The sequence below is a fragment of the Magnetococcales bacterium genome (assembly GCA_015231175.1).
In the GTDB taxonomy this organism is placed as follows: domain Bacteria; phylum Pseudomonadota; class Magnetococcia; order Magnetococcales; family DC0425bin3; genus HA3dbin3.
The window spans coordinates 35,555-48,504 of sequence record JADGBZ010000013.1; the positions used below are offsets into that span (position 1 = coordinate 35,555).

A 12,950-nucleotide genomic window follows, 5' to 3' on the forward strand; every position below is an offset into this window, starting at 1 on the left:
TCTGGACGGGTGCATCCGTGCCCGCTCTCATTCTGGACCCCTTGAGGCGCGATCCCAGCCGATGAACGATCTCTCTTTTTCAACATTGCGTCGCTCTCTCATCGTCAGGTTCACCCTCTGGATGATTGCGGGGTCGCTGCTGCTCATTCCATTGCTGGCCGGCTTTCAGGTGTGGCAAACCCATCTCCGCGAAACGGCTGACCAGAAGCAAACGCTCACCGCCCTGGCCGACGCCTTCAAACAGCCCCTGGAGGTGGCTGTATGGAATGAGGATACGGTCAGCATTGGTACGCAACTGGGCAGCATTGTGATGTTTCCGGGCGTTGCCTCTGCCAAGCTGATCACGGACATCGGCCATGGTAAAGAGGGAAAAATTTTCAGTGCGGGATCCTCATCACCAGGTGGTGAAGTTCTGACCATCATTTTGGCCGCGCCTGGCGCCCATGGCGCCCGTCCCATGTTGGGCCGGTTGGAGCTGGGGGCAGACCAGGCGACTTTGCACGACGCTGTGTTGCGGCAGGCCATGGAGATCGTTTCGACAGCGACGCTCCAGGTTCTTTGTCTGAGCCTGCTTTTGACCATGGCCGTGCGCCATCTGGTCTCGAATCGCATCGTCACCTTTGCCCGGCATGTGCATCAACTGGGGCATAATCTTGATTTCACACCCCTCTCGGAGGCCAAAAATCCCGATGAGCTGGGCCTTCTCGCGCACGGTATCAACCAGATGCAAACCCGGTTGCGGCATCACTTCATGGAAATCAAGCAATTGAAGGATCAGCTTGTTTTACACCGTGATCAGCTTGAGGTCGTCGTGCAGGAACGCACCCATGAATTGACCGTTGCCAACCAGAATCTGCGTGCCGCCAAGTTGAGCGCCGACCTGGCCAACCAGATCAAGAGTCATTTTCTCGCCAACATGAGCCATGAAATCCGTACCCCCATGAATGCCGTGATGGGCTTCAGCTACATGCTGATAAAAACCGAACTGACCCCGCAACAACATGAATACGTAGACAAAATCGAAGAAGCCACCCGCGACCTGCTCAAAATTGTCAATGACCTCCTGGATTTTTCCAAGATCGAATCGGGCGAACTGGTACTCCGGCAGGTTCGGTTCGATATGATCGAAACAATGGACGATCTTCACAAGATCGCCCAAACGAAGGCCCATAAAAAGGGACTCCGTGCCACCCTGAACATGGACCCACATCTGCCCCGCATGGTCGAGGGAGATCCACTGCGTTTGCATCAACTACTGCTTAACCTGATCGACAATGCGGTTAAATTCACCCGACAAGGCGGCATCACGATGGAGACCAGGGGAAAGGTGGCGCAGGGCAATCTCCTTTTGCTGGATGTCTCGATCCACGACACAGGCATCGGCATCGACCCCGATGAAACATCTCGATTGTTTCAACCGTTTATCCAGGCAGACAGTTCCAAAACCCGTCATTTTGGCGGGACCGGCCTGGGTCTGGCCATTTGCCGGCATGTGCTGGAACTGATGGGGGGCAACATCCACGTCGAGAGTACACCAGGCGTGGGAAGCACTTTTCATGTGCATATTCCCCTCCAGATATGCCATCCTGATCTTGCGCTCAACGTCCCACCCAAACCTCATGTCGCCGCCTGTGTTGCCGCAACCCATCCGTCCCAAGCGCCGGAAATCGGCGTCACGCCTGACGCACACACCCTGCGGCAAGCTTGCCAAATGCTTGAACGCCTGGATCACAGGATTGCCGCAGCCGACCCCGAGGCGGGAGATCTGGCCAGTGAATTGGCGGGTTTATTGGCCCATACGCCCGCAGCCATCCCGGCGCAGAAACTCTCACGACTCACCAACATCTTCGATTTTGAAGAGGCTGCCCCCGAACTGGCATCTTTGCGGCGCACCTTGAACACACTCATGGAGAAAGTTTGATGAGCACCACAAAAAATCACATTCTGGTCGTCGATGACGAACCCATCAATTTGAAGGTGCTCTCCAACATCCTGCGCGACCTTTATTCCATCAGCGTGGCCAAGGATGGACCCCATGCCCTGGCAAGAGTCGCTGCCGGTCCCAAGCCGGATCTTATCCTGCTTGACGTGATGATGCCCGACATGGATGGCCTTGAAGTGTGTCAACGTCTGAAACAGGAAGAGAGCACGGCACACATCCCCGTCATATTTGTGACCGCCCTGGGCCAACCGCACAACGAAACCCAGGGATTCGAGGCCGGGGCCGTCGATTACATCACCAAACCCATCTCTCCCTCGGTGGTCCTTGCCCGGATACGCACCCATATCGCCCTGGTGCAGACCCAACGTGCGTTACGTGACCACAATCTCGAACTTGAGCGCCTGGTCGCCCAGCGCACCCAGGAGGTCGTCAGCACCCAGGATGTGACCATTCGCGCCATGGCCTCCCTCGCCGAAACCCGTGACAACGAAACCGGCAATCATGTCAAACGTACCCAACATTATGTACGTGTACTGGCTGAACGTCTGCGCAATCATCCCAGCCATGCTTCCGTTCTTGACGATCGTACTATCGGCCTGCTTTTCAAATCTGCCCCGCTGCATGACATTGGCAAAGTCGGCATTCCCGATGCCATCCTGTTGAAGCCCGGCAAGTTGACCGATGCAGAGTTCGACATCATGAAAAAACATCCCGACCTGGGTCGGAATGCCATTCTGGCTGCCGAAGAGAGCCCGGATGATCACAATATCTCCTTCTTGCGCCTGGCCCGGGAAATAGCCCACAGCCATCACGAAAAATGGGACGGCTCTGGTTATCCTCTGGGTCTGTCCGGCACGGAGATCCCCCTGGCGGCCCGCCTCATGGCCCTGGCCGATGTCTACGATGCCCTGATCAGCCGGCGCGTCTATAAACCACCCTTCCCGCACGAGAAAGCTGTCGAGATCATCATGGAAGGAAGAGGCAGACATTTCGATCCGGATATTCTCGATGCTTTTGCCCTGGAAAAGGATGCCTTCAAAACGATAGCCGACTCCTTCAGCGATGCACAGGCGCCAGAAACAGATGCCAGCAGTGACGCTTATGAAAAATTTTCGTAGCTATTCACCACCCTTGCAAGAAAAGCATGGATATGAAAGCCTTTGTCAGGGCTTCGCCCCGAACCCCACCAGGACTCTGTCCTGGACCTGCCAGGGAGCCAGCCCCCTGGACCCCGATTCGTGGCATGGTGGGGAATGGTTTCAAATTTTCGTAACCATGCGCTGACCCGGCACCCCCTGGCGGCCTGACAGTCATCTAGCACCAACCAACTGAAAATGCTGCATTTCCGTCACACACCGACAGTGATCTGTCAACCCAGCCGTCACGGCGGGCGTTCGGCGACCATGGCGCCGATTCCCGGGGGAGAACCGCAGGACGCCTTTATTGAAGGCGACGACGCGCAATCGAGGCAGGTTGGTGGAGCGACGTTTCGCCCCTATTCCGGATCAGGGTGGTTGGACTGAGGCGATTTTCTCAACGGGCCGTTAAACCGTAACAATTTCATGAAAAATCACGAACCGAAACAAGTCAAAAAATCCAGCATAAGAAAAAGAATATCCACAGGCAGCGCTGTCGGTTTTCTTTTTCTCGTCACTTACGCCGCATTTATCTTTACAAACCTTCTTTTAATAGAAAACCAAATAGAATTGTATTCAAAAATTTCCAGGTTTCTGGATGTCATCCTTGAGGCCAGACGCTTTGAAAAGAATTATTTTCTCTATCATGACATGAATGACATCAGTCGATCCCTATCGTTTGTGAGCATGGCCAAGAGAATGGTGGAGGACGATATTGAATCTCACAAACGGGGTTGGCTCGTCATGGCCAGTGAACTGTGGCTGCATCCCTTCGAGGATTCTCCGACCCCAAGCGACCAGAAACCCACCAATCCCGGGGAAATTCTTCGCTTGTTGAATGACTATGCCAATCTGTTGACCAAAACCCAATCCGGATCTGAATCAACGCCAATTTCCCAGTCGGCCATCCGTGACAAGGGACAAATTTTATCGGAGATCGCTGAAAGGCTAAATAAACTGGAATTCCAACATATTCAAGCGCTATTCAAGGCCATCAAATGGATTCTGTTTTTTCTGATCCTGACATTTATTATTTTCACACTCGTCGTTGCCAGATTCATGGTCCGATCAGTGACCAACTCTTTGCGAGCCCTTGAAGAAAGCATGAAACGCATCTCATCTGGCAACCTCACCCCTTTGCCTCTGGCCATCGCGGATGATGAAATTCGTTCCACGCACGAGGCCTTCAACCGGATGATTCGTGAACTGTTCGAGCATCGCCGCGAAATCGTCCGCTCCGAAAAGCTGGCCTCCCTGGGAACCATGTTGGCCGGCATCGCCCATGAAATCAACAATCCCCTCTCCAACATCTCCACATCCGCCGAAATTCTCCACGCGGAAATGGAAGAACCGGATATGGCCTACAAAAAAATGTTGGCAGAACAAATTGTCTCCGAGACTGACAGGGCAAGGGACATCATCAAAACGGTTCTGGAATTTTCCCGGGATCGGAGCTCTGACAAGAGCCGAACCAACCTTCTCTCCACCGTTCAAGGAGCACTGTTGCTGATGGGCAGGAAAATGGATGGCAACCTCATTGTCAACATTAAAGTTGTCAACTGTCATTATGTTCTGGCCAACAAACAACAGATGCAACAAGTTTTCATCAATCTGCTCAAGAATTCTGCCGAGGCCATGGAATCCACTTCCGGGAAAAAGCAAATCGTCATCTCCTCCCGGAACATGCATGACGGTTTTTTGGAAATCACCTTCACCGACAGCGGACCCGGCCTGCCTGCGGAATATCTTCACCAAATCTTCGACCCGTTCTTTACGACAAAGGAACCCGGCAAAGGGACGGGACTGGGTCTCTTTGTCACGCATCGGATTATCGAAGAACACGGCGGGTTCATTCACGCAGAAAGTGAGCCGGAGCAAGGCGCAACCTTCAGGATAAAAATACCAGGCGGAGAAGAGAACCATGGATGATCCCCCACACATTCTCATCGTGGATGATGAACTCATCACCCTGCGCAACCTGGAACATTTTTTGGCCAAGGAGGGCTACGGCGTGCAAACCGCCAACAGTGGGCGTGAGGCCATCACCCTTCTGGAAACAATCGCCTTTGACGTGGTCCTGACCGACCTGCGCATGGAAAAAGTCGATGGCATGCGCGTACTTCAGTATTGCCGGGAAAAACAGCCCGAAGCCGAGGTCATCCTGCTCACCGGGTTCGCCACAATCGACACGGCTGTCAAAGCCATGAAACTTGGAGCTTTTCACTATATAACAAAACCATTCAAACTCGGTGATGTGCGCAGAGCGGTCCAGGAAGCGATCGCCAAGGCATACCCCCGAAGAGTCACCAGAGCCTTGCGCGAAAAGCTGGACCACCTGCCACGCCTGGGGAAAATCATCACCCAGGACGCCACCATGCGGCAATTATTGGCAAAGGCCCGGGATGCGGCCCAGACCGATTGCACCATTCTGATCGCCGGTGAATCGGGAACCGGCAAAGAGCTGGTCGCCCAGTACATTCATCAATGCTGCAATCACGCCGAAGCTCCCTTTGTCGCCGTGAATTGTGGCGCCTTTACAGAAGAACTCCTTGCCAACGAACTGTTCGGCCATGAAAAGGGGGCCTTCACTGGCGCCCATGGCGCCAAAGTGGGACTCCTCGAAGCAGCGACCCATGGCACCCTCTTTCTGGATGAAGTGACCGAAATGAGCCTCGCGATGCAGGTTAAATTTTTACGGGTCATTCAAGAACGAGAATTCTACCCCATAGGAAGCCCTGTACCCAGAAAGATAAACACACGTTTCATCGCCGCATCCAACCGAAACATTCAACGCATGGTCGACAACAATGAATTTCGCCGTGATCTTTTTTACCGTCTGAACGTGGTATTGATCAAGCTTCCCCGCCTGTGTGAAAGAAAAAGCGACATCGGTCCTTTGACCATCCATTTTTTGACAAAACATGCCGCCAGCAAAAACAAACCGCAGATCCGTCACATATCTGGTGATGTCATGGATGTTCTGAAAACTTATCCTTTCCCTGGCAATATTCGCGAGTTGGAAAACATTATCGAGCAGGGTGTCGTTTTGGCCAAAGGAACCACCCTTGAGATGTCGCACCTGCCCGAGGATATGCAGCAAACCAATTGGGCCACCATCGACCAGACTGGCGCTGCGATCCCCTCCCTCGAAGAGCATGAGATAGGCTACATCCGCTGGGTTCTCGGAAAGACAAACGGCAACAAAACCCGAGCCGCAGCCCTGCTGGGAATCGACCGCGCATCCCTGTGGCGCAAATTGAAACGTCATGGCGTTCAATAAAATGAAACGTTGCATGGCGCAACCGTGTATTTTGAACACATCAAGATATTGTATTAAAATATTTTTTCTATTTTTCACCCTTGATTTTCAACGCGGCGATCCCTCATGCGCGTTGCGTAACGCAACGGTCCTGCCGTCATCGTTCAGGCCCCCCCCTGACCGTAACCGTTCAGCACCCCTTCCAGAACGGCCCGGATATGAAAACCTTTGTCGGGGCTTCGCCGAACCCCACCAGGGCACTGCCCTGGACAAAGCCAGGGAGCCATCCCCCTGAATCCCGATGCATTCCCGGGTTCTGAATGCTTACGTCCTGCCCGCAAAATTGATCCCACGCATCCCTTGATCGAGTCGATCCAAGGATGTCGGAGGTGGATGAAGGGGTGGTTCAACCTGCACCCCAGGCATGGATCCGGGCGCAGCGCCCCCTGGTATAACCGGGCCGAACAGTCGCATGGGTACCGTACACCGCTGCAATAGGCAACGTATTTTGTATCCCGGGGGTTTGAATTTAATATTTTACATTCTATATCAATAATTTATAAAACGGCACACCTGTTGCTGAGCGGGAGCGGTGCAGCAGAATGTCATAGCCTCTCAAATTGGATACTGGAACACTCATGGGCAAGAAGAGGTCTTTGGAAAACATCATAAACATACTGTCGATCATGGGTCAGGGACTCTCCAGTCAACATCTCAGCGAGTCGGCTTTCACACAAGTCCTGAAAGAGGATCCTGTCACGCAGGATGCCCGGGAAAAAACGGACCTGTCCTCTCCACCTGATGCCACCATCCGGAACCGGCCTCTCTTGAAAGGAAAAAAAATATTGGTTGTTGGAAATGAGGTCAACCAGCAACTCAAAAGCGTCTCATTCATCCTGACCGATCCCGATCATAATGAAGACGAGAATATGATTCATGCCTCCGTGCCGGTTTTTTGTGTGAGAACCGCCAAGCTCTAGTGGCTCAACCGACATGATTTGAAGTGTTCACTTTTCGTGACTATTCCGCACTCTTTCAAGAAAAGCTTGGAAATGAAAGCCTTTGTCAGGGCTTAGCCCCGAACCCCACCAGGGTGCTGCCCTGGACTAAGCCAGGGAGCCAGCCCCCTGGACCCCGATTCATGGCTTGCCTGCACATCAAATCAACACGGTTGAGCCACTGGATGCGGCACGCATGGCGCTGAAACCTGGCCAGGCAATGATCGAAACCGTTCAGAGGCCCGCGACCCGCAACCATCCTGAAACCCTTCCAGAACAGCTTGGATATGAAAGATTTTATCGGGGATTCGCGCCGCACCCAAGCATGGCGCTGCCCTGGACCCGCCTGGGGACCATCCCCCTGGACCCCGATGCGTTGCCGGGTTCCGAAGGGTTACCGATGGTCTGGTTTTTACTTGCAAGACTTCCATACCGCTTTATGAAGGCACTGACATGACGAACAACCGCCCCGCGGAACTCTCTCCGCGCATCATCAGATTACTCCCCTTCATGGCCTGGTGGCACCTCGTCACCCCGGCAACCTTGCGCTCTGATTTCATCGCTGGTCTCACCGGAGCGGTGGTCGTTCTTCCCCAGGGGGTGGCTTTTGCCGTCATTGCCGGCATGCCCCCCGTTTATGGCCTGTATGCCGGCATGGTGCCTGCCATCGTGGCCGCCATGTTTGGCTCTTCGTGGCATCTGGTTTCCGGGCCAACCACCGCCGCTTCCATCGTGCTTTTTTCCACGCTCAGTGTCCATGCCGAGCCTGGCAGCACCCAATATGTGCAATTGGCGTTGACCATGGCCTTTCTCGTCGGGACAGTTCAATTGGGACTCGGGCTGGCACGCCTGGGGATCCTGGTCAACTATATCTCTCATTCCGTCGTCGTGGGCTTTACTTCCGGGGCCGCCCTGCTGATCGCATCCAACCAGCTTAAATATTTTTTTGGCATTCAAGTGCCCAAGGGTAGTGATTTCACTCACACAATGATCAGTTTTTCCCATCAACTGACCACGATAAACCCTTATGTTTTGTTTGTCAGCGGCACAACGCTGATGACCGGAGTTGCCATTCGGCGATTTTTCCCCCGCTTCCCTTATATGATCGCCGCCCTGCTGGCTGGAAGTATTCTGGCCTATGCTTTAAATCACTTCGTCCGGGGAGCAACGGGCATCACCACCATGGACGCCATTCCAGCTTCATTGCCCCCCCTTTCCACCCCCGATTTTACCCTCTCCACATTGCAAACGCTCGCTCCCGGGGTGGTTGCCATTACCATCCTTGCCCTGACCGAAGCCATATCCATCGCCCGCGCCCTCGCCGTTCGCAGTGGACAAAATCTTAATGGAAATCAGGAATTTATCTCCCAAGGGCTTTCCAACATGGTGGGTGGTTTCTTCTCCTCCTACGTGGCAACCGGCTCTTTCAACCGCAGCGGACTCAACTATAACTCTGGCGCCAAGACACCTCTTGCCGCCGCATTTTCAGGCTTCCTGCTGATTGGACTGGTCATGCTGGTTGCCCCATTGTCCGCCTACCTTCCCCATGCTGCCATGGCCGGAGTTCTCTTTCTGGTTGCCTGGGGATTGATTGACTATCACCATATCGACCAGATTGTGCGCACCAGCAAGGCAGAGACAACCATCCTGATCTCAACCTTTCTGGCAACCCTCCTGCTCAATCTGGAGCTGGCCATCCTGCTCGGGGTCATGCTTTCACTGGGAGTCTATTTAAACCGCACATCCAATCCCAATATTCTCGAACGAATTCCCGATTTCAATCATCCAACACGCAAGTTTGTCACTCGGGGAATCAACTCACACGGGTGTCCGCAAATCAAATTGATTCGCATAGACGGTTCCCTCTTTTACGCAGCCACACAACACGTCTACAATCATCTGTCCGCTGCCACCCCGGAAGACTGTAAAAGTCACGTGATCATCATTGCCACCGGGATCAATTTCATTGACATTTCCGGCGCGGATCTCTTGACCAGAGAGGCTGAAAAACGCCAAAGCTGTGGATCGGGACTCTATTTTATTCGTCTTAAAAAATCGCCGCGATCTTTTCTCAAAAAAGGTGGGTATCTGGCCAAGATTGGAGAAGAAAATCTGTTCAATTCCAAGTCCGAGGCCATCCACACGGTCATCGCCAGGATTGACAGAAACGTTTGTGCAAAGTGTCCTCTGGACGTTTTTCTTGAATGTCCTCAACAAAAAAAGGCGGACCCTTCCCCCCCTCTCAGCGACGGGTCGATTGGCTCTTCACCATCCCCTCTACAACAAACTTGAGGGTAACTATTCACCACCCTTTCATGGAAAGCCTGGACATGAAAGCCTTTGTCAGGGCCTCGCCCCGAACCCCACCAGGACTCTGCTCTGGACTAAGCCAGGGAGCCAGCTCCCTGGACCCCGATTCGTGGCCGGGCGATGAATGGTTACCATGGTTGCAAACTTTCGTAACCATCGCTGGCCCGGCGCCCCTTAACGGTCGACCTGGGGAGCCTCGACTTGGTGAATACCATAGATCGTGGCCACCCGCCCCGAAGCGCTCATCTCTGCCAAGGTGGCGTTGAGTGCGGGAAACAGTCCAGCCTGGGGTGACTTTTTGGACATGCCATAGAAGTTGCCTATTTTCTGGTGGTAAACGTACTCGGCAAAGGCATGATCCTTGAAACCCAGACCAGCCAACACCCCTTCCATGGCTTGACGATCCAGCAGTGCAACCGTCTCAAAACGACCACCCATGAACATCCGTGCCAGGCTGTGGTCATCCGACGATGTCTCCTTGTGGATGGTCGCATCACCGTCGAAAGGGTCGAAATAGGCGGTTTTCAGCTTGACACCCACCACCATTTTGCGCAGATCCTCATAGGTGCGGATGCTTCCCTCCTGCCCTTTGCGGACCAAAAAATGGATATCTTTTTTCTGGTATCCGATAGGACCGAGAAATTGCGTGAAAGACTCGCGCTCGGGGGTGTGAACGACCCGGGGAACGATATCCACCTGTCCGGTCTCCAAACCATGCAGACTTTGCGGGAAAGGGACGACGCGCCACTGCACCTTGTATCCGTGCCGGGCGGCGGCCTCCTCCAGAATGTCTTTGAGGGGACCGGAAATCTGTTCACCCTCACCCACCACCATCTCTGGTGAGCGAGGGCGAAAATCGGCATGCAAAATTTTTTCTTCGGCAAAGGCTTGTCCAGCCAACCCTGCCACAAGAAGCAACATCGAAAACACCCGCACAACATTCATTGTCCTTTTTCCTCCAGAAATGCGCAATCAAAGCAGGGGTGTCGCTATGTCCTCTCGCGGCTTGGCAACCAGATTTCTTCCATTGCCCCCCATCGACCCACAAGCCTATCATCTCAGCGCAGCAAGGAATCACCTCCTGCCGGATGGCCTGGGCGGGAAACAGCAAGCTGCGCTGTCCAATGTCTCCGGACGGCACCCCGTAATGATATTCCATCTGTCACGACAGAGGCAAGATATTGTCCACAACGCTCTTCCAAATCAATAGTCTGAGCGGAAAACTGCTGCGGATCCACCTCTCCTTGACGACAGCGGCGGTCCTTGTGCTGTTATTGGTTCTGGAGTTGGATTTTTATCACGATGAGCGTGCGCGACTGGTCGAGAGTCTGGTCAGGCTGGTAACCGTTCAGGAGTCCGCCATCGAGTCGGCAGTGTGGGAGTTTGATCTGCAACATGTGCGGAATCTCCTGACGGAACAGAGTCGCCTGCCATTTTTTCAATCGGCGGAAGTGCGTGGCAAGGATAACGAAATTCTGGCCGCTGTCGGTGATACCCGGCAACCACCCCGTTCGGTCGATTTTCGACTGGAACGTCCGTTACATCGTCATAAACCCGGTTCCGACTCCACGGTCATCGGCCATTGGGTGGTCACGGTCCACGATGACGGTATCCGCAAAGCCATGGTTCAGCATTTCAAGGTCAATGGGGCCATTCTCCTGACTTTGCTGGCAGCCTTGGGTGCAGGAACGATCTTTGGGGTTCGCGCCTTGATTGGTCGCCCATTGGCGGAGTTCCGCAACGCCATCCAACGCCCACTGGATGCGCAAATCCAATCGCCGTTGCAGTGGGATCGAAGCGACGAACTCGGCAAGGTGCTGCTCGCCTACAACGCCATGCTGGATGCGCGCCATCATGCTGAAATGGCCATGCTCCAAAGGGAAAAGGAGCTGCGCAAGGCTGTCCAAAGCGCCAACGAATCCAGCGCCGAGTCGGAGCGATTCAATCGTCTGGCCAGGGGTCGCGAGCTGCGCATGCTGGAATTGAAGAACGAGATCAACGCACTCTCCCGTGAATTGGGTCGCGTGGCCCCCTTCAAGGTCGTGGAACGCGACGACGGGGAAAACGATGGACACGCCGGAATGGATACGCTCACGGCCAACCAGGAGGCGGATGATCAAAATCTTTCCCTGGAAGCCATTCTGGGGCAGGCTGACATTCAACCTCTTTTCGAGGAGTTTTGTTCTGCCGTCGGTGTAGCGGCAGCCATCACCGATCTGGATGGCAAGATTCTGATCGCGTCCAACTGGCAACGAGTCTGCACCGATTTTCATCGTGTCAACCCTGCAACCTGTGCCCACTGCCTCGAAAGTGACACGGTTCTGTCACATCATTTGCAGGCCGGGGAAGAGTACGCCATCTATCGCTGCAAGAATGGCCTGACCGATGCGGCATCTCCCATCGTGGTCAATGGCCAACATCTGGCCAATATTTTGATCGGCCAATTTCATCTGACACCGCCGGACAAGGCGTTTTTCCAAACCCAGGCGCAGGATGTGGGCTTTGACGAGGAGAGCTACCTGGCAGCCATTGCCGAAGCTCCCGTCATGCATGAAGGGAATCTTCCTTCCATTCTGGGCTTCATGTGCCACTTTGCCCGGCTGATTGCCACCATCTCCATCGAGCGTCTGGAGTCCAGGCGTTCGGAATCCGCCCTGCTGCAAGGACGGTTGGCGGCGATGAATTTGGCTGAAGATGCCGAAAAGGCGCGTGCGGAACTGACCGAGTATCAGAAAGGTTTGGAATCTCTGGTGGAAAAACGCGCTGCCGAACTGCGTGAGGCCGAGGAGCGCAGCCGATTGATCCTTGACAGCGTTGGCGAAGGGATCTTCGGAACCGATGCCCAGGGCAAGGTGCATTTTATCAACCCTGCCGCCCTGAAAATGCTGGGGCGCAACGCCGACGAGGTGATCGGCCATACCCTGCACCCCCTGGCCCACCACTCCCTCCCGGACGGCGCCCCCTATCCTGCGGAGAAGTGCCCCATGTGGCGCGCCCATGCCCACGGCGTGAGCGCCCATGTGGACGACGAATATTTTTGGGACAAGGATGGCAAAGGTTTTCCAGTCGAATATTCGGCCAAACCGATTGAAGCCAACGGGGCGGTGGTCGGGGCGGTGGTCACGTTTCGGGATATCACCATGCGTCGGGAGGCCGAAGCGCTGGTTCAGGAAAAAATGGCGGAGCTGGAAAAGTTCACCCGAGTGGCAGTGGGGCGTGAACTGCGCATGATCGCCCTCAAGGAGGAGGTCAATCAACTCAGCGCCGAACTTGGCCGCGAACGGCCCTACAAGATCGTCGAGTAG

General features: G+C 54.3%; 8 protein-coding genes. 7 read left to right on the top strand and 1 reads right to left on the bottom strand.

Annotated elements, in window-relative coordinates; genetic code table 11:
• The first annotated feature begins 61 nt into the window (after window positions 1–61).
• The 6 genes from HQL63_05040 (at window position 62) to HQL63_05065 (ending at window position 9,627) form a co-directional block, all read left to right on the top strand.
• Window positions 62–1,921 (top strand): HAMP domain-containing protein, encoded by a 1,860-nt coding sequence (locus tag HQL63_05040; protein MBF0176199.1) that lies wholly within the window; start codon window positions 62–64, stop codon window positions 1,919–1,921.
• Complete coding sequence (locus HQL63_05045; GenBank protein MBF0176200.1) at window positions 1,921–3,060, top strand: two-component system response regulator; 1,140 nt, start codon at window positions 1,921–1,923, stop codon at window positions 3,058–3,060. The genes HQL63_05040 and HQL63_05045 overlap by 1 nt, the downstream gene beginning before the upstream one ends.
• Before the next feature lie 588 nt (window positions 3,061–3,648).
• Window positions 3,649–5,007 (top strand): HAMP domain-containing protein, encoded by a 1,359-nt coding sequence (locus tag HQL63_05050; GenBank protein MBF0176201.1) that lies wholly within the window; start codon window positions 3,649–3,651, stop codon window positions 5,005–5,007.
• On the top strand, window positions 5,000–6,358 hold the full coding sequence (locus HQL63_05055; protein ID MBF0176202.1) for a sigma-54-dependent Fis family transcriptional regulator: 1,359 nt from the start codon (window positions 5,000–5,002) through the stop codon (window positions 6,356–6,358). Before HQL63_05050 ends, HQL63_05055 begins: the two co-directional genes overlap by 8 nt.
• A 635-nt stretch (window positions 6,359–6,993) precedes the next feature.
• Window positions 6,994–7,317 carry a hypothetical protein gene (locus HQL63_05060; protein MBF0176203.1) on the top strand — a complete coding sequence of 108 codons (324 nt, stop codon included), beginning with the start codon at window positions 6,994–6,996 and terminating at the stop codon, window positions 7,315–7,317.
• Between the two features lie 471 nt (window positions 7,318–7,788).
• The gene (locus HQL63_05065) at window positions 7,789–9,627 is read left to right on the top strand and encodes a SulP family inorganic anion transporter (protein MBF0176204.1); all 1,839 of its coding nucleotides are present in this window, start codon (window positions 7,789–7,791) and stop codon (window positions 9,625–9,627) included.
• Between the two features lie 192 nt (window positions 9,628–9,819).
• Here the strand turns inward: HQL63_05065 and HQL63_05070 are convergent, their stop codons facing one another.
• Entirely contained in the window at window positions 9,820–10,590 is a 771-nt protein-coding gene (locus tag HQL63_05070; protein ID MBF0176205.1) for an ABC transporter substrate-binding protein, read from the bottom strand.
• Window positions 10,591–10,826: 236 nt separating this feature from the next.
• Between HQL63_05070 and HQL63_05075 the strand changes: the two genes are divergently transcribed.
• On the top strand, window positions 10,827–12,950 hold the full coding sequence (locus tag HQL63_05075) for a PocR ligand-binding domain-containing protein (GenBank protein MBF0176206.1): 2,124 nt from the start codon (window positions 10,827–10,829) through the stop codon (window positions 12,948–12,950).